Source organism: Streptomyces roseolus (genome assembly GCF_014649855.1).
In the GTDB taxonomy this organism is placed as follows: domain Bacteria; phylum Actinomycetota; class Actinomycetes; order Streptomycetales; family Streptomycetaceae; genus Streptomyces; species Streptomyces roseolus.
In genome coordinates this window covers 116,327-137,672 of the sequence record NZ_BMTV01000009.1, presented here as the reverse complement: position 1 = coordinate 137,672, position 21,346 = coordinate 116,327, and the positions used below count along the sequence as shown (strand labels likewise).

Below are 21,346 nucleotides of genomic sequence, written 5' to 3'. Positions count from 1 at the left end.
GTAAATTCGAAGGCATGGACGCTGACGCCATCGAGGAAGGCCGCCGTCGCTGGCAGGCCCGTTACGACAAGGCCCGCAAGCGCGACGCGGACTTCACCACGCTCTCCGGGGACCCGGTCGAGCCGGTCTACGGGCCCCGGCCCGGGGACACGTACGAGGGGTTCGAGCGCATCGGCTGGCCCGGCGAGTACCCCTTCACCCGGGGACTCCACCCCACCGGCTACCGGGGCCGCACCTGGACCATCCGCCAGTTCGCCGGCTTCGGCAACGCCGAGCAGACCAACGAGCGGTACAAGATGATCCTCGCCGCCGGCGGCGGCGGGCTCTCGGTCGCCTTCGACATGCCCACCCTCATGGGCCGCGACTCCGACGACCCCCGCTCCCTCGGCGAGGTCGGCCACTGCGGCGTCGCCATCGACTCCGCCGCCGACATGGAGGTCCTCTTCAAGGACATCCCGCTCGGCGACGTCACCACGTCGATGACGATCTCCGGCCCCGCCGTCCCCGTCTTCTGCATGTACCTGGTCGCCGCCGAGCGCCAGGGCGTCGACCCGGCCGTGCTCAACGGCACGTTGCAGACCGACATCTTCAAGGAGTACATCGCGCAGAAGGAGTGGCTCTTCCCGCCCGAGCCGCACCTGCGCCTCATCGGCGACCTGATGGAGCACTGCGCGCAGGGCATCCCCGCGTACAAGCCGCTCTCCGTCTCCGGCTACCACATCCGTGAGGCCGGGGCGACGGCCGCGCAGGAGCTGGCGTACACCCTCGCCGACGGCTTCGGCTACGTCGAGCTCGGCCTGTCCCGCGGCCTCGACGTGGACGTCTTCGCCCCCGGCCTCTCCTTCTTCTTCGACGCCCATCTCGACTTCTTCGAGGAGATCGCGAAGTTCCGCGCCGCCCGCCGGATCTGGGCCCGCTGGATGAAGGAGGTGTACGGCGCCAAGACCGACAAGGCGCAGTGGCTCCGCTTCCACACCCAGACCGCCGGCGTCTCCCTCACCGCCCAGCAGCCGTACAACAACGTCGTGCGCACCGCGGTCGAGGCCCTCTCCGCCGTCCTCGGCGGCACCAACTCCCTCCACACCAACGCCCTCGACGAGACCCTGGCCCTCCCCAGCGAGCAGGCCGCCGAGATCGCGCTGCGCACCCAGCAGGTGCTGATGGAGGAGACCGGCGTCGCCAACGTCGCGGACCCGCTGGGCGGTTCCTGGTACGTCGAGCAGCTCACCGACCGCATCGAGGCCGACGCCGAGAAGATCTTCGACCAGATCAAGGAGCGCGGCCTGCGCGCCCACCCGGACGGGCAGCACCCGATCGGCCCGATCACCTCCGGCATCCTGCGCGGCATCGAGGACGGCTGGTTCACCGGAGAGATCGCCGAGTCCGCCTTCCGCTACCAGCAGTCCCTGGAGAAGGGCGAGAAGCGGGTCGTGGGCGTCAACGTCCACCACGGCTCGGTCACCGGCGACCTGGAGATCCTGCGGGTCAGCCACGAGGTCGAGTGGGAGCAGGTCCGGGTCCTCGGCGAGCGGAAGGGCCGGCGCGACGAGGCGAAGGTCCGCGCCTCCCTCGACGCCATGCTGGCGGCGGCCCGGGACGGCTCCAACATGATCCCGCCGATGCTCGACGCGGTCCGCGCCGAGGCCACCCTCGGCGAGATCTGCGACGTCCTCCGCGAGGAGTGGGGCGTGTACGTGGAGCCCGCCGGCTTCTGAGCCGCCACGGCGACGGCGCGAAGGGCCGGTACGGGACTCCGTACCGGCCCTTCGCGTTCCGCGTCAGCGGACCGAGCCCAGCACCTTCGCCGGGGTGATCCGGAGCGTCACCCGGACCTTCTCCGGCGGCAGGTCCAGATACTCCTGGCCGGCGCCCGCGCCCTCGTACTTCTCCGCCAGCGCCACCGCCAGCGCGCGGCCCTCGTCCTCGGTGACCGTCGCCGAGCCGCGGATCTCCGTGTAGCGGTCCGGGTCACGGCGGTCCAGGAGGGTGAGGGAGACCCGGGCGTCGGCCCGGACGTTCTTGACCTTGCGGCGGCCCTCCTGGCTGGAGATCAGGACGTCGTCGCCGTCCCGGCCCACCCACACCACCGAGGTCTGCGGCGAGCCGTCGGGCTGGACGGTGGCCAGGACGGCGTGGTTGACGTCGTCGAGCAGGGCGCGCACCGGCTCGGAGAGCCGGATGTCCTCATGAATGATCATGGAGGCACGCTAGCCGAGCGCCACGACCGCTCCCAGACCGCCGACCAGAAGCGACGAGAGGCGGTTCACCCAGGCCGCGTCCACCGGTTCGGCGCTCACCAGGGCGCGGTGCACCACCGCGCCCGCGACCACGTCGAAGATCAGGTCGTCGGTGGCGTCCACCACGGCCGGGTCGCGGTCGGCCGGGAGCTCGCCGCGCTCCTGGGCCCGCCGGCGCCCGTCCAGGACGAGCCGCTTCTGCCGCTCCACGATCGAGGCGCGGATCCGCTCGCGCAGCGGCGCGTCCCGGGTCGACTCGGCGACCACGGCCATCAGCGCGGTCTTGGTCTCGGGGCGCTCCAGGAGCGCCGCGAACTGGAGGACGACGTGGGAGATGTCGGCCTGGAGGGAACCCAGGTCGGGCAGTTCGAGTTCATCGAAGAGGACGGCGACGGCGTCGACGACGAGTTCGTTCTTGTTGGCCCAGCGGCGGTACAGGGTGGTCTTGGCGACCCCGGCGCGGGTGGCGACGTCGCCCATCGTGAGCTTGGACCAGCCCAGCTCCACCAGGGCCGCGCGGGTCGCCTCCAGGATGGCCTCGTCGGCCTCGGTGGAGCGGGGGCGGCCGGTGCGGGTGCTGCGGGGGGTGGTGCGGCTACACATGGACGACGACCATACCCGCCGGTAGGTTCGGCGCCAGAGGCCCGCGATGTGAGGCAGTTCACGGGGTGCGGCTCCCCTCCGTCCGGTCCCGGCCATTACGCTACGACCCGTAGCGAAAGGCTTTGAGCGGCCCGAGCGACAACCATGCAGGACGCCGGGTGGGGACCCGGCGAGCGGAGGGCGCCCTCGGCGGAGGGCGCTGTTCGGCCACGGCTTACCGGATCCGCGCGCGGAAGGGGGAGGATGTACTCATGCAGCCCCGAAACATGTCCATGAGCGGCGTCGTCGACCTCGCCGCGGTGAAGGCGGCCGGAGAGGCCAAGGCGAAGGCGGAGCAGGCGCGCGCCGAGGCGGCGCGCCACGGCGGGCCCGCGGCGGTGCCGCCTTCCGCCCTCGTGATCGACGTCGACGAGGCGGGCTTCGAGCGCGATGTGCTCCAGCGTTCCGCCGAGGTCCCGGTCGTCCTCGACTTCTGGGCCGAGTGGTGCGAGCCCTGCAAGCAGCTCGGCCCGCTCCTGGAGCGGCTGGCCGTGGAGTACGACGGCCGCTTCCTCCTCGCGAAGATCGACGTCGACGCCAACCAGATGCTGATGCAGCAGTTCGGCATCCAGGGAATTCCGGCCGTTTTCGCGGTCGTCGCCGGCCAGGCGCTGCCCCTCTTCCAGGGCGCGGTGCCGGAGGGTCAGATCCGCGAGACCCTCGACCAGCTGATCCAGATCGGCGAGGAGCGGTTCGGCCTGACGGGCCTGACCGTGGACGCCGGCGCCGAGGACGCCGGTCCCGCCCCCCGACAGGCCGCCGGCCCCTACGACGCCCTCCTGGAGGCGGCCGCGTCCGCGCTGGACGCGGGTGACCTGGCCGGCGCCGTGCAGGCGTACAAGAACGTCCTCGCCGACGACCCGGAGCACCCCGAGGCGAAGCTGGGCCTCGCCCAGGCGGAACTGCTCGGCCGGGTGCAGGGCATGGACCCGCAGGCGGTCCGGAAGAACGCGGCGGACAACCCGGCGGACGTCGCCGCGCAGATCGCCGCCGCCGACCTGGACCTGGTGGGCGGTCACGTCCAGGACGCCTTCGGGCGGCTCGTGGAGACCGTGCGCCGCACCTTCGGCGACGACCGGGACGCGGCGCGGCTGCGGCTCCTGGAGCTGTTCGAGGTGATCGGCCCGGAGGACCCGCGGGTGATCGCGGCCCGCCAGGCGCTGGCGCGGGTGCTGTTCTGACCCTTTCCGGCCCCTGAATTCCCGCCCTGCGACTAAGCGCCTGCTCAGGGCGGGAAAAGGCGCCGGATCGTCTGGCGATTTGGCGACACGGTGACAAGTCGCGGCCGCGCTTTACCAAATCTTGATAAACGCGGCCGCTGTTACTTGCAGTAAATCGAACCCGTGGGTCTGTCCGGGTTCGCCTTCCCATAAGCGGATTTTCCGCACCACGCGCCTCCACCCTGCGTACCCGGGCGGAGGCATCGCGCCATGGCGCGGTCACGCATCCGTTACTAGCGAGTAATGAACCCCTTGTGCGGGCGCCGGGAATGGACCACGATCGGCCACGCTCGGTCCGAACCGCACGCCCCGGCAACCCGCCGGGACGCACGGCGAGGGTCCCCACCGGGCGGACCGGCGGCCCACGCGGCCGGTCATCGGACAGGGGGGTTCCTGCTCCCACCGGGCAGGACCTGTCCACCGGGCCGTGCGCACGCGCGGCACATGGTTGTCGCTCGGGGGTGATCGCCGGTGAATCGGACGCGCGTCGCGCCTCCTGACGCCTCGGCGCTCTCCTTCCCGAGGACGTAGCTCTTCTCCCATCCCAGGCCGGGCCCCGGGCCCTCCTGGAGATGTACGTCCGAGAAGGAGGATTCTCATGAAGTCCCAGGTTCGTGGCGGGACCAGATGGAAGCGTTTCGCCGTCGTCATGGTCCCGAGCCTGGCGGCCACGGCCGCGATCGGTGTCGGCCTGGCCCAGGGCGCGCTCGCCGCGTCCTTCGCGATCTCCGGCCAGGAGTTCAAGGTCACGACGGACAAGCTGGAGGGCACCCAGTTCGTCCAGTACGGCAGTGTCAACAAGGCCAAGGACCTCAAGGGCGAGCCCTTCGCCGCCCCGGTCGCGGTCTCCGGCTTCGACACGGCCAAGATCACCAACATGTGCCAGTCCGTCGTCACCCCCGTCCCGGGCCTGGGGAACATCACCCTGCGCCTGGAGGCCGGCAACGAAGGGACCAAGGTCGAGGCCGAGGAGCTCTACCTCGACGTCTCCTACCTCGACGCCGACGCCGAGTTCACGAACATCGACATCGGCATCGCGGCCGGCGCCCTCGACCACGGCCCCGACCGCAAGCCGTCCGGCCGTCAGGGCATCCAGCCCAACACCGAGGCCAACCCGTTCGGCTTCGGTCAGCGCGCCGAGAGCGTGACGCTGACCGACGTCGAGCAGAAGGCGTGGGCCACCACGGCCGGCACCTTCAAGCTCCCGGACCTCAACCTGTCCCTGCACCGGGGCACGGACAAGGAGTGCTTCCAGGGCTGACCCGGTCCTGTGGGGTGCGGGCCGTCACGGCGGCCCGCACCTTCCCCGGGGCCGCCCCGGTCTTCTCACCTTCTCAGCAACACCGCTTCCAGGGAGCTGTTTTCCATGAGCGCCGAGACCCCTGCCTCCCCCGAAGTCCGCAAGGAGAACCGGTTCAAGGTCTGGCGGCAGACCCGGCCCTTCTGGGCGGGCCTGTTCACCATCCTCGCCAGCCTGCCGATCGCCTACCTCCCCTACGGAGACGTGCGGCTCGGCAACATGACCCTGGCCATGGCCACGACCGCCGGCGCCGGTGCGCTGATCATCGGCGTCCTGCTCTTCACGCTCGGCCTGACGATGTGGTTCCAGCCCGTCGTCCGGGTCTTCGCGGGTGTCGCGACGATCGTGCTCGGCCTGGTCTCCATCCCCGTGTCGAACTTCGGCGGTCTCGTCATCGGGTTCTTGTTCGCCCTCATGGGCGGCGGCATGTCCGCGGCCTGGGCACCCGCCCCGCCGGTCGAGGAGACCGACGGCGCGGAGCACGACGGTGAGCCGGTGGCATCCGAGGAGACCGCGTACGCCTCCGAGACCGAGGCCGTGCTGGCGGCCGGAATCCCGGAGCAGGCGCACGGACCGGCGACCGACACGACGATCGACGCCAACGGCGGGAGGAACAGTGCGGGGTGACGACACCCAGCCGACTGTCGCGAGGAGCGGGCCGCGCCACGCGGCCCCTCGCAAGACGCTGCTGAACAGGATCCAGGGCCCCGCGGGCAAGGCGATGGCGCTCGCCGCCATGCCCACCGCGGTGCTCATGGGCATGGGCCTCGCGCCCAGCCCCGCGCTCGCCGACGAGAAGGACATCCCCTTCGCGCCCGGCCCCTGTGTGAGCCGCTCCGACGAGCCGGTGGCGGAGGAGACGACGGCCACGCCCACGGCGAAGGCCACCGAGACCGCGAAGCCGGAGCCGACCGCGACGGCCACGGCCACCACGCCGGCCGAGCCGACCGGGCAGCCGACGGCGACCCCGTCCGCGACCGCCACGCCCACCGCGACGGCGAGCCCGTCCGCCACCACGGCGGCCCAGGGCGGCGCCCAGGCGGTGGCCCCGGAGGCGGCGGCGACCGCCACGGCCGCGCCCACACCCACGCAGTCGGCCAACCCGCTCGACCCGCTGGGCGTCGGCGACGCCCTGAAGGACCTCTTCGGCGGGCTCGCCCCGAAGCAGGAGCCCACGGCGACCCCGTCGGCCACCGCGACCCCGACCGCCTCGGCGACGACGGCCGCCCCGCAGCAGCGCGCGACCACGACGGACGAGACGCAGGCCCCGAAGACCGACACCGCGAAGACCGACACCGCGGCGGACGCGAAGGCGGCCGACACCGAGGCCGACGCGACCAAGGCCGCCATCAAGGAGGCCGCGGAGAAGGCCGGCGTGAAGGTCCAGGAGCTCCCCGAGAGCGCGCAGGGCCTGGAGGCCAAGCCGGACACGGACATACCCGACGGCGCCAAGCCCCGCTTCCCGTGCCCCGAGCGCGACGACGCGGCCCTCGCCGCCGCCGAGCTCGAACCCGGCATCCCGCTGCTGCCGGACGAGCCGTGGCGCCTGGAGAGCACCAGGCTCACGCTCAGCGGCCTGAAGTACCACGGCATCGTCGAGGTGAGGACGTACGGCGGCAAGGTCAAGAAGGTCCTGAAGTTCACCGCGACCTACATCGGGATCAAGGACCTGCATCAGATCACGGAGCACTCCGAGGGCCGCGAGGCCCACGTCCGTTCCAGGAAGGGCTCGGAGTCCACCATCACCGGCGGCACGGTGACGATGTACACGGAGGAGCTGAAGGGCAACCTCCTCGGCATCATCCCGATCACCTTCGGCCCCGAGTCCCCGCCCCCGCTGGACCTCCCGGCCGTCTTCTTCACCAACGTCAAGCTCAAGCAGGCCGGCCAGTTCGGCGGAACCCTCCGGGTCAAGGACCTCCGCAACACCATCGAGCCGAGCTGACCCCCGCACCACTCCGGGAGCCGCACAAGGGCCGTGGGTCGCGTCCCCCATCGAGGGGTGCGGCCCGCAGCTCGTCGGGGCCGACCACGCCCGGCCTGACGAGGACGAGGAGCGTGACGACGACTGACCCGGAAACGGCCGGTGGGCCGCACCCCCCTCGGGGTGCGGCCCACCGGCCGTTCGTCTGTCCGCGGGGCGCGTCAGGCGCCTTCGCCGCCCAGGTGGTGGACGCGGACCATGTTGGTGGTGCCGGGGACGCCGGGCGGGGAGCCGGCGGTGATGACCATGGTGTCGCCGGCGTTGTAGCGCTGGAGCTTGAGGAGCTCGGCGTCGACGAGGTCGACCATGGCGTCGGTGTTGTCGACGAACGGGACCAGGAAGGACTCGACGCCCCAGCTCAGGGCGAGCTGGTTGCGGGTGCCCTCGTCGGTGGTGAAGGCGAGGATCGGCTGCTGCGTGCGGTAGCGCGAGAGACGGCGGGCGGTGTCGCCGGACTGGGTGAAGGCGATGAGCGCCTTGCCGTCGAGGAAGTCGGCGATCTCGCAGGCCGCGCGGGCGACGGAGCCGCCCTGGGTGCGGGGCTTCTTGCCGGGGACCAGGGGCTGGAGGCCCTTGGAGAGGAGCTCCTCCTCGGCCGCGGCGACGATCTTCGACATCGTCTTGACGGTCTCGATCGGGTAGGCGCCCACGCTCGACTCCGCGGAGAGCATGACCGCGTCCGCGCCGTCCAGGATCGCGTTGGCGACGTCGCTCGCCTCGGCGCGGGTCGGACGGGAGTTGGTGATCATCGACTCCATCATCTGGGTGGCGACGATGACCGGCTTGGCGTTGCGGCGGCACATCTCGACGAGGCGCTTCTGCACCATCGGGACCCGCTCCAGCGGGTACTCGACGGCGAGGTCGCCGCGGGCGACCATGACGGCGTCGAAGGCGGCGACGACCTCGGCCATGTTCTCGACGGCCTGCGGCTTCTCGACCTTGGCGATGACGGGGACCCGGCGGCCCTCCTCGTCCATCACCTTGTGGACGTCCTTGACGTCGGCGGCGTCGCGGACGAAGGAGAGGGCGACCATGTCGCAGCCCATCCGGAGGGCGAAGCGGAGGTCCTCGACGTCCTTCTCGGAGAGGGCCGGGACGTTGACCGCCGCGCCGGGCAGGTTGATGCCCTTGTGGTCGGAGATCACGCCGCCCTCGATGACGACGGTCTTGACCCGGGGGCCCTCGACCTCGACGACCCGCAGCTCGACGTTGCCGTCGTTGATGAGGACCTGGTCGCCCTTGGACACGTCGCCCGGGAGGCCCTTGTAGGTGGTGCCGCAGATGGACTTGTCGCCGGGGACGTCCTCCGTGGTGATGGTGAACTCGTCCCCGCGGACCAGCTCGACCGGGCCCTCGGCGAAGGTCTCCAGCCGGATCTTGGGGCCCTGGAGGTCGGCCAGCACACCGATGGCGCGGCCGGTGTCGGCGGCGGCCTTGCGGAGACGGTCGTACCGTCCCTGGTGCTCTGCCTGGGTCCCGTGGCTCATGTTGAAACGGGCCACGTTCATACCGGCCTCGATGAGAGCCTTCAGCTGCTCGTACGAGTCGACGGCGGGGCCCAGCGTGCAGACGATTTTGGAACGGCGCATGAGGCGGATCCTATCGGTTTGTTTCACTGCGGAATATTCCGGCTGGCGGAAAGTACAAATGGGCGCGGGGTCGCTCAGGCGTTTGTCGTACGAGTAACTTCTCCGGCCGCGTTCCCGTCCGGTCCCCGCCCCCCGTCCCCGCCCGCGATCTCCCCCGTCAGCGCGAAGGTCTGGCGGGCGATCTCCAGCTCCTCGTCGGTGGGCACCACGGCCACCGCGACCCGGGCGTACTCGGGCGAGACGATCCGCGGCTCACCGGACCGTACGGCGTTGAGCCCGGCGTCCACCGCGAGGCCGAGTTCCTCCAGGCCGGCGATGGCGGCCTCCCGGACCGGTGCCGCGTTCTCGCCCACGCCGGCGGTGAAGACGACCGCGTCGACGCGCCCGAGGACCGCGTAGTACGCGCCGATGTACTTCTTCAGGCGGTGGACGTAGATGTCGAAGGCGAGCGCGGCCCGCTCGTCGCCCTCGTCGACCCGGCGCCGGATCTCGCGCATGTCGTTGTCGCCGCAGAGGCCGACGAGACCGGACTTCTTGTTGAGGAGGACGTCGATCTCGTCGGCGTCCATGCCGGCCACCCGCTTGAGGTGGAAGGTGACCGCCGGGTCGATGTCGCCGGAGCGGGTGCCCATGACCAGGCCCTCCAGCGGGGTCAGGCCCATGGAGGTGTCCACGCAGCGGCCGCCGCGGACCGCCGAGGCGGAGGCGCCGTTGCCGAGGTGGAGCACGATCACGTTCACCTCCTCGGGCTCCTTGCCGAGCAGCTTCGCCGTCGCCCGGGAGACGTACGCGTGCGAGGTGCCGTGGAAGCCGTAGCGGCGGATCCGGTGCGCGTCGGCGGTCTCCACGTCGATCGCGTACCGCGCCGCCGACTCCGGCATCGTGGTGTGGAAGGCGGTGTCGAAGACGGCGACCTGCGGCAGGTCGGGGCGCATCGCCCGCGCGGTGCGGATGCCGAGCAGGTTCGCCGGGTTGTGCAGCGGAGCCACCGGCACGAGCCGCTCGATCTCGGCGATCACCTCCTCGTCGATGACGGTCGGCTCGGTGAAGCGCAGCCCGCCGTGCACCACCCGGTGGCCGATCGCGGCCAGTTCGGGGGAGTCCAGGCCGAGCCCGTCCGCCGCCAGCTCCTCGGCGACCGCCTTCAGCGCGGCCGCGTGGTCGGTGATGGGGCCGGTCCGCTCGCGCGGGGCGCTCCCGCCCGCCCGGAGCGGGGTGTGGGCGAGCCGGGAGGTCTCCTCGCCGATCCGCTCGACGAGCCCCTGCGCGAGCCTGCTGCCGTCGCTCATGTCGAGGAGCTGGTACTTCACCGACGAGGAGCCGGAGTTGAGGACGAGGACGCGGGTGGGGGTGCCGGTCATGCGGGGAGCTCCTGAGCCGGGGTCGGGACCTGGGACTGGATCGCGGTGATGGCGACCGTGTTGACGATGTCGCTGACGAGGGCGCCGCGCGAGAGGTCGTTGACCGGCTTGCGCAGGCCCTGGAGGACCGGTCCGACGGCGATGGCGCCGGCCGAACGCTGGACCGCCTTGTAGGTGTTGTTGCCGGTGTTGAGGTCCGGGAAGATCAGCACGGTCGCCTGGCCGGCCACCTCCGAGTCCGGCAGCTTGGTGGCGGCGACGGACGGCTCCACGGCGGCGTCGTACTGGATCGGGCCCTCGATCCGCAGCTCCGGGTGGGAGTCGCGGACCAGCTTGGTCGCCTCGCGCACCTTGTCGACGTCGGCGCCGGAGCCGGAGGTGCCGGTGGAGTACGAGAGCATCGCGATCCGCGGCTCGACGCCGAAGCGGGCGGCGGTGGCCGCCGACTGGACGGCGATGTCCGCGAGCTGCTCGGCGTCCGGGTCCGGGTTGACCGCGCAGTCGCCGTACACGAGCACCTTGTCGGCGAGGCACATGAAGAAGACCGAGGAGACGATCGAGGCCTCCGGCTTGGTCTTGATGATCTCGAAGGCGGGGCGGATGGTCGCGGCGGTGGAGTGGACCGCGCCGGAGACCATGCCGTCGGCGAGGCCCTCCTGGACCATCAGGGTGCCGAAGTAGTTCACGTCCGAGACGACGTCGTACGCGAGCTCCACGGTGACGCCCTTGTGGGCGCGCAGCGCCGCGTACCGCTCGGCGAAGGCGTCGCGCAGCTCGGAGGTCCGCGGGTCGATCAGCTGGGTGTCGCGCAGGTCGACGCTGAGGTCGGCGGCCTTCTTGCGGATGGCCTCGACGTCGCCGAGGAGGGTGAGGTCGCAGACGTCGCGGCGCAGCAGCACGTCGGCGGCGCGCAGCACCCGCTCCTCGGTGCCCTCGGGGAGCACCACCCGGCGCCGGTCGGCCCGGGCCTGCTCCAGGAGCTCGTGCTCGAACATCATCGGCGTGACCCGGCCGCTGGGCGCCACCGAGATCCGCCCCAGCAGGTCGGCGGTGTCCACGTGCCGCTCGAAGAGACCGAGCGCGGTCTCCGCCTTGCGGGGGGTGGCGGCGTTGAGCTTGCCCTCCAGGGCGAAGAGCTCCGCGGCGGTGGGGAAGCTGTTGCCGGCGACGGAGAGGACCGGGGTGCCGGGCGCGAGCCGGGCGGCCAGGGTGAGGACCGCGTCGGTGGGCCGCTCGTCCAGGGTGAGCAGGACGCCCGCGATCGGGGGCGTACCGGCCGAGTGGGCGGCGAGCGCGCCGACGACCAGGTCGGCGCGGTCGCCGGGGGTGACGACGAGGCAGCCGGGGGTCAGCGCGCCCAGGAAGTTCGGCAGCATCGCGCCGCCGAAGACGAAGTCCAGGGCGTCGCGGGCGAGGCCGGCGTCGTCGCCGAGGACGACGGTCGCGCCGAGCGCGTGGGTGATCTGGGCGACCGTCGGGGCGGCGAGGGCCGGCTCGTCGGGGAGGACGTAGCAGGGGACGGGGAGCCGGGCGGTCAGCCGGTCGGCGATGGCCTCGCGGTCCTCGCCGGCGACCCGGTTGACGACCATCGCGAGGACGTCGCAGCCGAGGCCGTCGTAGGCGCGGAAGGCGTTGCGGGCCTCGGCGCGGACGGATTCGGCGGTCTGGTCCTTGCCGCCGACGACCGGGATGACGGAGGCGCCGAACTCGTTCGCGAGGCGGGCGTTGAGGGCCAGCTCGTCGGGGACCTGGGTGCCGGCGAAGTCGGTGCCGAGGACGAGGACGACCTCGTAGTCGCGGGCGACCGCGTGGAAGCGGTCGACGAGCCGGGAGAGCAGCTCGTCGGTGCCCTGCTCGGCCTGGAGGGCGGAGGCCTCGCGGTAGTCCATGCCGTAGACCGTGGACGGGTCCTGGGTGAGGCGGTAGCGGGCGCGCAGCAGGTCGAAGAGGCGGTCGGGGCCGTCGTGCACCAGCGGACGGAACACCCCCACCCGGTCCACCTGCCGGGTGAGGAGCTCCATGACTCCCAGCTCGACGACCTGGCGGCCGTCCCCGCGGTCGATCCCGGTCACGTACACACTGCGCGTCACGCCGCGGTCTCCTGTCCCGTTCCTGCGGAAGGGGCCCGTCCGGTGGGAGGGCCGTCCTGCGCGAGGGCCCGGCCCGTGCCGGGGCCCGGCCCTCGCCTTCGTCAACCCCCGGCGCTGGAAAGACACCGATAGGGTGGCATTACCCCCTTGACAATACCCCTGCACCTGGGTAGGCCGCCCGCCGTACGAAGGCCCCGTTCCAGGGGACGAAAGACCCCCGGACGGACCCGTTCCCGGCACGCGCGGAGCGGTCGCGGAAGGCCCGGGCGGATCCGGCGTGTGAGAATCGGAAACGGCTCAAGGAACGGCTCAACGGCTCACACGGAACCTCGACGGAGCAGGAGACACAGCACGATGCGCATCGGAGTCCTCACCGCAGGCGGCGACTGCCCCGGCCTGAACGCAGTGATCCGGTCGGTCGTCCACCGGGCCGTCACGAACTACGGGGACGAGGTCATCGGCTTCGAGGACGGCTACGCCGGACTCCTCGACGGCCGCTACCGCCCGCTCGACCTCAACGCCGTCAGCGGCATCCTCGCCCGCGGCGGCACCATCCTCGGCTCCTCCCGCCTGGAGCGCGACCGCTTCGCCGCCGCCTGCGACAACGCCAAGGCGATCGTCGAGAAGAGCGGCTTCGACGCGCTCATCCCGATCGGCGGCGAGGGCACGCTGACCGCCGCCCGGATGCTCTCGGACGCGGGCGTGCCCGTCGTCGGCGTCCCCAAGACCATCGACAACGACATCTCCTCCACCGACCGCACCTTCGGCTTCGACACCGCCGTCGGCGTCGCGACCGAGGCGATGGACCGGCTGAAGACCACCGCCGAGTCGCACCAGCGGGTGATGGTCGTCGAGGTGATGGGCCGGCACGCCGGCTGGATCGCGCTGGAGTCCGGCATGGCCGGCGGCGCCCACGGCATCTGCCTGCCCGAGCGCCCCTTCGACCCGGCCGACCTGGTCAAGATGGTCGAGGAGCGGTTCGCCCGCGGCAAGAAGTTCGCCGTCATCTGCGTCGCCGAGGGCGCGCACCCGGCCGACGGCACGATGGACTACGGCAAGGGCGAGATCGACCAGTTCGGCCACGAGCGCTTCCAGGGCATCGGCACGGCCCTCGCGTACGAGCTGGAGCGGCGCCTCGGCAAGGAGGCCCGGCCGGTCATCCTCGGCCACGTCCAACGCGGCGGCACGCCCACCGCGTACGACCGCGTCCTCGCCACCCGCTTCGGCTGGCACGCGGTGGAGGCCGTGCACCGCGGCGAGTTCGGCAACATGACGGCGCTGCGCGGCACCGACGTGAAGATGGTGCCGCTCGCCGAGGCCATCACCCAGCTCAAGACGGTCCCCGCGGACCGCATCCGCGAGGCCGAGTCGGTCTTCTGACCGCGCCCGCGCGGCCGGGTCGTCTTCCGGCCGCGCCCGCCGCACGACGACGGAGGTCCCGCCCGACGGGACCTCCGTCCCGTGTTCCCGACGGACCTCCGTCCCGCGTTTCCGGGGTCCTAGTGCCCCACCACCGCCCAGAAGTGCTCGTTGACCGACTCCAGGTACGCGCGGCCCTCGTCGCCGGTCGCGCCCGAGGCGCCCCAGCTGGACGTCGCGGCCATGCGGGCGTGGTACTCCGCGTGCAGCCGCGCCAGGGCCTGCTCCACCACCCGCTTGGGCAGCGGCAGCATCCGGACCGCCGGCTTCACGTACGCCTGCCAGCGGGTCGTCGCCGCGTCCCGCAGCAGCTCCGCCAGCCGCTCGTCGCCGCCGGTCGCGGTGATCAGGGCGCGCGGGCCGAGCCCCAGGACCTCGGCGAGCGCGGCCGTCTGCCGCTCGGTGCCCTTCCAGGCCCCCGCGTCCTCCATCCGGGCGTACGCGTGCGCGGCGACGCCGACCCGCCGGGCCAGCTCCTCGACCGAGAGCCCGCGGGCCACCCGGTGCTCGCGCAGCGTGGAGGCGACGGCGATCAGATCGGCCGGCGAGCACCACAGGACGCCCGCGAGCGCGGTCAGCTCCTGTTCGCTCGGCACGAGGGTGCCGCGCTCCCAGGCGGCGACGGCGTCGGGGGTGACGGGGAGCCCGTACTGCGCCCGCAGGCCGTACGCGACATGGGCGGGTGCCATGCCGAGCCCCTGCCGCAGGCGGCGCGCGGCCGGGGCGTCGAAGGGGGGAGAGGGATGGTGCACCCGGCCACGCTAACCACGAATGGCCGAAATTGGCTACGGTGCGTTCATCTGAGGCCACGGCCTGTAGGAACGTCGGAACCGGCCGGTAATCGCCGGTGAGCGGTGCGTGACGTCCGGTGAGCGGACCGCGGACCGTCCTCCGGTGCCTTTCGAGGAGGGTACGAGCTCCGCCGCGCGCGGCCCGGGCGGGGCGCGGGCCCGGCCCCCGGAGCCCGGCGCCGACGCGTCAGCGGGCGGTTTCGCGCCAGCGGTACTGCAGCTCCGGGCGGCCGATCTGGCCGTACTGGGGGGCGCGGACGGCGCGGCCCTCGGTGACCAGGTGCTCCAGGTACCGGCGGGCGGTGATGCGGGAGATCCCGACCGCCGCGCCGGCCTCGGCCGCGGTGAGGCCGGCGGGGGCCTCGCGCAGGGAGCGGGTGACGGCCTCCAGGGTCGGGCCGCTGAGGCCCTTCGGGAGGGTGGCCGGCTGCGGGGCGCGCAGCACGGCGAGGGCGCGGTCGACCTCGTCCTGCCCGGACGCCTCCCCGGCCGCCCCGCGGAACTCCGCGTACCGCGTCAGCCGGTCCCGCAGGGTCGCGAAGGCGAAGGGCTTGAGGACGTACTGGACGACCCCGAGCGACACCCCCTCGCGGACCACCGCGAGATCGCGTGCCGAGGTCACCGCGATGACGTCCGCCGCGTGCCCGGCGGCCCGCAGGGCACGGAGCAGCGCGAGGCCGTGCCCGTCCGGGAGGTAGAGGTCGAGCAGGATCAGGTCGACGGGGACCCGGTCGAGCAGCCGTACCGCCGCCGCCCGCGAGTGCGCGACCCCGACCACCCGGAAACCCTCCACCCGCCCCGCGTACAGCGCGTGCGCGTCCGCGGCGACGGGGTCGTCCTCGACGACCAGGACCCGGATCTCCTGCGCCCCGCTCATGCCTCTCCTCCGGTGCGGGGGAGCGGCACCCGGACGGTGAAGCGGGCGCCGCCCCCGGGGGCCTCGGCGACGGTGAGGGTGCCGGCGGCGCGGGTGACGGCCTGGCGGACCAGGGCCAGGCCGAGGCCGCGGCCCGGGCCCCGGGTGGACCAGCCGCGGCCGAGGACCGCGTCGCGGTCGGCGGGCCGGACGCCGGGCCCGCTGTCGTCGACGCGGAGCAGCAGCTCGCCGTCGCCCGCGCGGGCCGCGACCGTGACGGTCACGCGCGCGTGCGGGGTCCCGCCGGCCGCCTCCACGGCGTTGTCGACGAGGTTGCCGAGGACCGTCACGAGGTCCCTCGGCTCCAGGGCCGGCGGCAGCAGCCCGTCGTCGATCCGGCTGTCCTCGGTGAGGACCAGCTCCACGCCCCGCTCGTTGGCCTGCGCCGCCTTTCCGAGCAGCAGCGCCGCGAGGACCGGCTCGCCGACCGCGTCCACCACCCGGTCGGTGAGCGCCTGCGCCAGCTCCAGCTCGGCCGTCGCGAACTCCACGGCCTCCGCCACCCGGCCGAGTTCGATCAGCGAGACCACCGTGTGGAGCCGGTTCGCCGCCTCGTGGGCCTGCGAGCGCAGCGCCTCCGTGAACCCGCGCTGGGAGTCCAACTCCCCTGACAGCGCCTGGAGTTCGGTACGGTCGCGCAGCGTCACGACCGTACCGCGGCGCTCCCCGCCCACCACCGGCCGGGTGTTGACGACGAGGACCCGCTCGTCCGTCAGATGCGTCTCGTCGACCCGCGGCTCCGAGGAGAGCAGCGCCCCCGTCAGCGGGGCCGGAAGGCCGAGCTCCGCCGCCGGCCGGCCCACCACCCCCTCGTCGAGGCCGAGGAGTTCGCGCGCCCCGTCGTTGATGAGCGCGATCCTGCGCCGCCCGTCCAGCATCACGAGCCCCTCCCGCACCGCGTGCAGCGCCGCCTCGTGGTAGTCGTGCATCCGGCTGAGCTCGGTGGCGTTCATCCCGTGGGTGTGCCGCCGCAGCCGCGCGTTGATCACGTACGTGCCGGCGCCGCCGAGCGCGAGCGCCGCGCCCGCCATCCCGAGCAGCGCGGTCACCTGCTCCCGCACCTGCGCGCTGATCCGCTCGATGGTGATGCCCGCGCTGACCAGGGCGACCACCCGCCCCTCGGAGAAGATTGGCGTGATCGTCCGCACCGAGGGGCCGAGGGTCCCCGGATACGTCTCCGAGAAGGTCCCGCCGCGCAGCGCCGGCTCGATGTGGCCGAGGTAGTGGAGGCCGATCCGGTCGGGCTCCGGGTGCGTCCACCGGGTGCCGTCCGGCGCCATGACCACCACGAAGGCGAGGTCCGCCCGCCGCCGGAGCTCCTCCGCGTACGGCTGGAGCGCGGCGGACGGCTCGGCCGAGAGCGCGGCGGCCCGCACGGACGGCGAGCCGGCGAGGGCCGTCGCGGCGGCCGTCGCCTGCCGGCGCGCGGTCTCCTCGGCCTGCGCCCGGTCCGTGAGGTACGCGAAGACCGCGCACCCCGCCACGACCGCGGCCATCAGCACGACCTGCATGGCGAAGAGCTGGCCGGCCAGGCTGCGGGGGAGGGGGCGGAGGGGCGGGAGACGCATGCGTGCAAGTGTGCACGCCGGGATTTGCTCCCGCGCATCGCGTTCCCGAATCGTTCTCCACGGGAAGCGGCCGGAGCGGCACGCGCACGTTTCGGCCATGAACGAAACGCACGCAACGGTGACCCCGGTCACAGGCTGATGGATAGTCGCGGAGTCCACCGGGACGTGGACGCCCCCATCCGTACGAGGAGGACCCCGTGGCCGCACGCCGGGACCGCACCCATTATCTGTATCTGGCCGTGATCGGCGCCGTCCTGCTCGGCATCGGCGTCGGTTTCCTCGCCCCCGGCGTGGCCGTCGAGCTGAAGCCGCTGGGCACCGGCTTCGTGAACCTCATCAAGATGATGATCTCGCCGATCATCTTCTGCACGATCGTGCTGGGCGTCGGCTCGGTCCGCAAGGCCGCCAAGGTCGGCGCCGTCGGCGGCCTCGCGCTCGGCTACTTCCTGGTGATGTCGACCGTCGCACTCGCGATCGGCCTCGTCGTCGGCAACCTGCTGGAGCCCGGTTCCGGCCTCCACCTCACCAAGGAGCTGGCCGAGGCCGGCGCCCAGCAGGCGGAGGGCGCGAGCGAGGGCACCGCCGACTTCCTGCTCGGGATCATCCCCACCACCCTCGTCTCCGCCTTCACCGAGGGCGAGGTCCTCCAGACGCTCCTCGTCGCCCTCCTCGCGGGCTTCGCGCTCCAGGCGATGGGCTCGGCCGGCGAACCGGTCCTCCGCGGCATCGGGCACATCCAGCGGCTCGTCTTCCGCATCCTCTCCATGATCATGTGGGCGGCTCCGGTCGGCGCCTTCGGCGCCATCGCCGCCGTCGTCGGCGCCACCGGCCTCGACGCCCTCAAGTCGCTCGCCGTCATCATGATCGGCTTCTATCTGACCTGCGCCCTCTTCGTCTTCGTCGTCCTCGGCGCGCTGCTCCGGCTGGTCGCCGGGGTCGGCATCTGGTCGCTCCTGAAGTACCTGGGCCGCGAGTTCCTGCTGATCCTCTCGACCTCCTCCTCCGAGTCGGCGCTGCCCCGCCTGATCGCGAAGATGGAGCACCTGGGCGTCTCCAAGCCGGTCGTCGGCATCACCGTCCCCACCGGCTACTCCTTCAACCTCGACGGCACCGCCATCTACCTCACGATGGCCTCGCTCTTCGTCGCCGAGGCGATGGGCGACCCGCTCTCGGTCGGCGAACAGATCTCCCTCCTCGTCTTCATGATCATCGCCTCGAAGGGTGCCGCGGGCGTCACCGGCGCCGGTCTCGCCACCCTCGCCGGCGGCCTCCAGTCGCACCGCCCCGACCTGGTCGACGGCGTCGGTCTGATCGTCGGCATCGACCGCTTCATGAGCGAGGCCCGCGCCCTCACCAACTTCGCCGGCAACGCCGTCGCCACCGTCCTGGTCGGCACCTGGACGAAGGAGATCGACCGGACGCGGGTGACCGAGGTCCTGGCGGGGAAGTTCCCCTTCGACGAGAAGACACTCGTCGACGACCACGCCGACCACGCCGACCACGCCGACCACGCCGGGCCCGCCGACCCCACCGCCGTACCCGACCAGCGCGACCAGGGCGAGGAGCGCGCCCGCACCGGAGTCTGACCCCCCCGCCGGGCGTCCGCCCCCCCCGCCGGGCGTCCGACCCCCACCGAACCTCCTCCCGGGACCCGGGCCTTGAGCCGGATCCGGGCACCGGGAGGAACCCGCCCCCGCGAAAAGGCCCTTGACACCGTCAAGGGCCTCCGCGTGAGAATGGGGCTCCTCGCGTCGCGTGTCGGTCCGCGCTCGAAAGCGGAGACATGGAGGCAAGAGAACCGTAGGGACGGCAGTTGCCTCTCGACTTCAACACCTCGATCATCGAAGAATTCCGCACCAACGCCGGACGCCTCGGCGGCCCCTTCGAGGGATGGGTGCTCCTTCTCCTCACCACCACCGGCGCCAGGTCCGGAAAAGAACACACCACTCCGCTCGGATTCGTCGAGGACGGCGACCGGCTGCTCGTCGTCGGCTCGGCCGGCGGCTCCGACCGCCACCCGGACTGGTACCGCAACGTCCTCGTCCACCCCACGGTGACAGTGGAGCTGGGCGCGGACACCTGGCAGGCGACCGCCGTCGCCGCGGCCGGCGCCGAGCGGGACGAGCTCTTCGCCAAGGTCGTCGCGGTCGCCCCCGGCTACGCCGACTACCAGAAGGCGACGAGCAGGGTCCTGCCCGTCGTCGTCCTCCACCGGATCCCGGAAGACGACCACACCCCGCCGGACCGGCTCGACGCCCTCGCCGACGAACTGGTGAAGGTCCACGACTGGCTGCGCGACGAACTCGCCGCCCTCGCCGAGGGCCTCGCCACGCGGGGCACCGCCGAGCTGACGGTGGAGCTCCGCCGCCACTGCCTCACCTTCTGCTCGGGCCTCGCCCGGCACCACGGCGGCGAGGACGCCGGCCTCTTCCCGTACCTGGCCCGCGCGTTCCCCGGGAAGGCCGGGGTGTTCGAGCGGCTCCACGCCGAACACGCCACCGTCTCCCGCGCGCTCGACGGCCTGCGGGAGCTGCTCGCCCGGGTCGACGAGACGGGACCGGAGCGGCTGCGTCCCGAATTCGACAGGCTGCGCGCGGAGTTGGAGGCCCACTTCGCGTACGAGGAGGCGGAGGTCGTTCCGCTCCTGAGGGCGGCCGTGCCAGACTCGGCCGCATGAACCATGATCACGACGAGGCGGGGCTGACCGTCGGGGGCCGCGACCCGGACCTGACGAAACTCCTGGACCGGGGCCTCGACGCGTACAACTTCGCGGCCACCGGGACCACCGCCGAGGACCAGGGCGAGCTGTCCGTGCGGGCACGGGACCCCGAGACGGGCGAGACCGTCGGCGGGCTGACCGCCTGGACCTGGGGCGGCCTGCTCGGCATCGAGATGCTGTGGGTGCACGAGGACCACCGCCGGGACGGCTGGGGGAGCAGGCTGCTGCGCGCGGCCGAGGCCGAGGCCCGCCGGCGCGGCTGCGACCGGGCCGCCGTCTCCTCCTTCACCTTCCAGGCCCCGGACTTCTACCGGCGGCACGGGTACGTGGAGACCGGCCGCACGCTCGGCATCCCGGGCGGCGCGGAGGACGTCCACTTCCACAAGAGCCTGGTCTAGGGCCGGACCCCACGGGGCCCGGCCCTTCGTCGCGCCCGGCCTTCGGCACTTGACTTCCCCCGAGGGTGTAGCGATACGATACGTCTCGTCTTGTTGGGCGGCGGGAGGAGATCCGCATGACGCGGGAACGGTACGTGGACGTGGAGCCGGGCGTACGGCTCTGGGCCGAGGAGTGCGGAGCCGCCGACCGGCCCCCGCTGCTCCTGGTCATGGGCGCGCTGGCGTCCGGCCTCGCCTGGCCCGACGAGCTGGTGGCCCTGCTTGCCGAGCGCCACCGGGTGATCCGCTACGACCACCGGGACACCGGGCGCTCCACGTGGGCCTTCGACGAGAACCCCTACCCGATCTCCCGGCTCGCCGAGGACGCCGTCGCCGTCCTGGACGCGTTCGGGGTCGACCGGGCCCACGTCGTCGGCATGTCCCTCGGTGGGCTGCTCGCCCAGCTCCTGGTCGCCGACCACCCGGACCGGCTGCTGAGCGCCACCCTCATCGGCGCCACCGCGCTCAGCACCACCCCGTACGTCGGCCCCGACGGAGCCCGGGTGCCGGTCGAGGAGCTGCCCGGCCCCTCGGAGCGCCTCCTGGAGTTCTGGGCCCTTCCTCCGGAGGACCGCGACCTCGAGGGGGAGCTGGATGACCGGGTCGAGCACTGGCGGGCCCTGGCCGGCGACGCCCTCCCCTTCGACGCGGACTGGTTCCGCGAGCGGGAACGCGCGATCGTCGCCCACACCGGACACCACGCGCCGGGCTCCGCCCATGCCCTTGCCGATCCGTCCGGGCTGCTCCGCACCGACGAGCTCGCCGCCACCGAGGTCCCCGTCCTGGTGATCTCCGCGCCGGCCGAGCCGGTCGCGCCGGCGCCGCACGCCGAGCACCTCGCCCAGGTGATCCGCGGCGCCCGGCTCGCCGAGATCCCCGGCATGGGCCACGCCCTTCCGCCCGAGGTCCACGCCCCGCTCGCGAAGGAGATCCTGCGCCACACCGAAACCGCGTGACGACACCAAAAAACCCCGGCTGAATTGACAGTCGGGGTGGTGCGGCGTCTATATTGGTGAATTCCGTGTACTCACTCGCGACGTTGTCACGAGGAATTCACGGAGCATTTCACTAAA

Annotated in this window: 18 protein-coding genes; 10 read left to right on the top strand and 8 right to left on the bottom strand. The window is 72.6% G+C overall.

The window, feature by feature from the left end:
- The first annotated feature begins 14 nt into the window (after positions 1 to 14).
- Positions 15 to 1,715, top strand: a complete 1,701-nt coding sequence (gene icmA / locus IE245_RS13100; protein ID WP_189947000.1) for a coenzyme B12-dependent isobutyryl-CoA mutase large subunit — start codon at positions 15 to 17, stop codon at positions 1,713 to 1,715.
- Positions 1,716 to 1,778: 63 nt separating this feature from the next.
- On the opposite strand, the gene IE245_RS13095 is transcribed toward icmA, so the two are convergent.
- Complete coding sequence (locus IE245_RS13095; protein ID WP_189946999.1) at positions 1,779 to 2,198, bottom strand: PPOX class F420-dependent oxidoreductase; 420 nt, start codon at positions 2,196 to 2,198, stop codon at positions 1,779 to 1,781.
- Positions 2,199 to 2,207: 9 nt separating this feature from the next.
- Positions 2,208 to 2,840 (bottom strand): TetR/AcrR family transcriptional regulator, encoded by a 633-nt coding sequence (locus tag IE245_RS13090; protein ID WP_189946998.1) that lies wholly within the window; start codon positions 2,838 to 2,840, stop codon positions 2,208 to 2,210.
- A 251-nt stretch (positions 2,841 to 3,091) separates the two neighbouring features.
- On the opposite strand from IE245_RS13090, the gene IE245_RS13085 reads away from it, so the two are divergent.
- The 4 genes from IE245_RS13085 (at position 3,092) to IE245_RS13070 (ending at position 7,344) form a co-directional block, all read left to right on the top strand.
- Positions 3,092 to 4,060, top strand: a complete 969-nt coding sequence (locus IE245_RS13085; protein WP_189946997.1) for a tetratricopeptide repeat protein — start codon at positions 3,092 to 3,094, stop codon at positions 4,058 to 4,060.
- 637 nt (positions 4,061 to 4,697) lie between these two features.
- Positions 4,698 to 5,360 (top strand): DUF6230 family protein, encoded by a 663-nt coding sequence (locus IE245_RS13080; protein WP_189946996.1) that lies wholly within the window; start codon positions 4,698 to 4,700, stop codon positions 5,358 to 5,360.
- A gap of 105 nt (positions 5,361 to 5,465) precedes the next feature.
- Positions 5,466 to 6,026, top strand: coding sequence for a DUF6114 domain-containing protein (locus tag IE245_RS13075; protein ID WP_189946995.1), 561 nt, complete (start codon positions 5,466 to 5,468; stop codon positions 6,024 to 6,026).
- Entirely contained in the window at positions 6,016 to 7,344 is a 1,329-nt protein-coding gene (locus IE245_RS13070; RefSeq protein ID WP_189946994.1) for a hypothetical protein, read from the top strand. Before IE245_RS13075 ends, IE245_RS13070 begins: the two co-directional genes overlap by 11 nt.
- Before the next feature lie 200 nt (positions 7,345 to 7,544).
- Here the strand turns inward: IE245_RS13070 and pyk are convergent, their stop codons facing one another.
- The 3 genes from pyk to pta form a co-directional block, all read right to left on the bottom strand.
- Positions 7,545 to 8,972, bottom strand: coding sequence for a pyruvate kinase (gene pyk / locus IE245_RS13065; protein ID WP_189946993.1), 1,428 nt, complete (start codon positions 8,970 to 8,972; stop codon positions 7,545 to 7,547).
- Between the two features lie 74 nt (positions 8,973 to 9,046).
- Complete coding sequence (locus IE245_RS13060; RefSeq protein WP_189946992.1) at positions 9,047 to 10,333, bottom strand: acetate kinase; 1,287 nt, start codon at positions 10,331 to 10,333, stop codon at positions 9,047 to 9,049.
- Complete coding sequence (gene pta, locus IE245_RS13055) at positions 10,330 to 12,423, bottom strand: phosphate acetyltransferase (RefSeq protein ID WP_189946991.1); 2,094 nt, start codon at positions 12,421 to 12,423, stop codon at positions 10,330 to 10,332. The genes IE245_RS13060 and pta overlap by 4 nt, the downstream gene beginning before the upstream one ends.
- Positions 12,424 to 12,777: 354 nt before the next feature.
- On the opposite strand from pta, the gene IE245_RS13050 reads away from it, so the two are divergent.
- Positions 12,778 to 13,803: a 6-phosphofructokinase gene (locus IE245_RS13050; protein ID WP_189946990.1), complete on the top strand. Its 1,026-nt coding sequence runs from the start codon at positions 12,778 to 12,780 to the stop codon at positions 13,801 to 13,803.
- A 119-nt stretch (positions 13,804 to 13,922) separates the two neighbouring features.
- Here IE245_RS13050 and IE245_RS13045 read toward each other — a convergent pair whose 3' ends face one another.
- The 3 genes from IE245_RS13045 to IE245_RS13035 all read right to left on the bottom strand — a co-directional run bounded on the left by IE245_RS13045 (position 13,923) and on the right by IE245_RS13035 (position 17,117).
- Positions 13,923 to 14,531, bottom strand: a complete 609-nt coding sequence (locus tag IE245_RS13045; RefSeq protein WP_189947103.1) for a helix-turn-helix domain-containing protein — start codon at positions 14,529 to 14,531, stop codon at positions 13,923 to 13,925.
- 289 nt (positions 14,532 to 14,820) lie between these two features.
- The gene (locus tag IE245_RS13040; RefSeq protein ID WP_189946989.1) at positions 14,821 to 15,510 is read right to left on the bottom strand and encodes a response regulator; all 690 of its coding nucleotides are present in this window, start codon (positions 15,508 to 15,510) and stop codon (positions 14,821 to 14,823) included.
- Entirely contained in the window at positions 15,507 to 17,117 is a 1,611-nt protein-coding gene (locus IE245_RS13035; RefSeq protein ID WP_189946988.1) for a sensor histidine kinase, read from the bottom strand. The genes IE245_RS13040 and IE245_RS13035 overlap by 4 nt, the downstream gene beginning before the upstream one ends.
- A 197-nt stretch (positions 17,118 to 17,314) precedes the next feature.
- Here IE245_RS13035 and IE245_RS13030 point away from each other — a divergent pair, with 197 nt between their 5' ends.
- The 4 genes from IE245_RS13030 to IE245_RS13015 all read left to right on the top strand — a co-directional run bounded on the left by IE245_RS13030 (position 17,315) and on the right by IE245_RS13015 (position 21,229).
- Positions 17,315 to 18,703: a cation:dicarboxylate symporter family transporter gene (locus IE245_RS13030; protein ID WP_189946987.1), complete on the top strand. Its 1,389-nt coding sequence runs from the start codon at positions 17,315 to 17,317 to the stop codon at positions 18,701 to 18,703.
- Positions 18,704 to 18,930: 227 nt separating this feature from the next.
- Positions 18,931 to 19,794, top strand: coding sequence for a nitroreductase/quinone reductase family protein (locus IE245_RS13025; RefSeq protein WP_189946986.1), 864 nt, complete (start codon positions 18,931 to 18,933; stop codon positions 19,792 to 19,794).
- Positions 19,791 to 20,234 carry a GNAT family N-acetyltransferase gene (locus IE245_RS13020; RefSeq protein WP_189946985.1) on the top strand — a complete coding sequence of 148 codons (444 nt, stop codon included), beginning with the start codon at positions 19,791 to 19,793 and terminating at the stop codon, positions 20,232 to 20,234. Before IE245_RS13025 ends, IE245_RS13020 begins: the two co-directional genes overlap by 4 nt.
- Positions 20,235 to 20,350: 116 nt before the next feature.
- A complete protein-coding gene (locus IE245_RS13015; RefSeq protein WP_189946984.1) occupies positions 20,351 to 21,229 on the top strand; it encodes an alpha/beta hydrolase in 879 nt (292 codons plus the stop codon).
- Positions 21,230 to 21,346: the final 117 nt, after the last annotated feature.

Coding starts and splice junctions, on each gene's coding strand:
- IE245_RS13085 (WP_189946997.1), top strand. CDS start 3,092: ATGCAGCCCCGAAACATGTCCATGAGCGGCGTCGTCGACCTCGCCGCG.
- IE245_RS13035 (WP_189946988.1), bottom strand. CDS start 17,117: ATGCGTCTCCCGCCCCTCCGCCCCCTCCCCCGCAGCCTGGCCGGCCAG.
- icmA (WP_189947000.1), top strand. CDS start 15: ATGGACGCTGACGCCATCGAGGAAGGCCGCCGTCGCTGGCAGGCCCGT.
- IE245_RS13095 (WP_189946999.1), bottom strand. CDS start 2,198: ATGATCATTCATGAGGACATCCGGCTCTCCGAGCCGGTGCGCGCCCTG.
- IE245_RS13090 (WP_189946998.1), bottom strand. CDS start 2,840: ATGTGTAGCCGCACCACCCCCCGCAGCACCCGCACCGGCCGCCCCCGC.
- IE245_RS13060 (WP_189946992.1), bottom strand. CDS start 10,333: ATGACCGGCACCCCCACCCGCGTCCTCGTCCTCAACTCCGGCTCCTCG.
- IE245_RS13080 (WP_189946996.1), top strand. CDS start 4,698: ATGAAGTCCCAGGTTCGTGGCGGGACCAGATGGAAGCGTTTCGCCGTC.
- IE245_RS13020 (WP_189946985.1), top strand. CDS start 19,791: ATGAACCATGATCACGACGAGGCGGGGCTGACCGTCGGGGGCCGCGAC.
- IE245_RS13015 (WP_189946984.1), top strand. CDS start 20,351: ATGACGCGGGAACGGTACGTGGACGTGGAGCCGGGCGTACGGCTCTGG.
- IE245_RS13050 (WP_189946990.1), top strand. CDS start 12,778: ATGCGCATCGGAGTCCTCACCGCAGGCGGCGACTGCCCCGGCCTGAAC.
- IE245_RS13040 (WP_189946989.1), bottom strand. CDS start 15,510: ATGAGCGGGGCGCAGGAGATCCGGGTCCTGGTCGTCGAGGACGACCCC.
- IE245_RS13045 (WP_189947103.1), bottom strand. CDS start 14,531: ATGGCACCCGCCCATGTCGCGTACGGCCTGCGGGCGCAGTACGGGCTC.
- pyk (WP_189946993.1), bottom strand. CDS start 8,972: ATGCGCCGTTCCAAAATCGTCTGCACGCTGGGCCCCGCCGTCGACTCG.
- IE245_RS13075 (WP_189946995.1), top strand. CDS start 5,466: ATGAGCGCCGAGACCCCTGCCTCCCCCGAAGTCCGCAAGGAGAACCGG.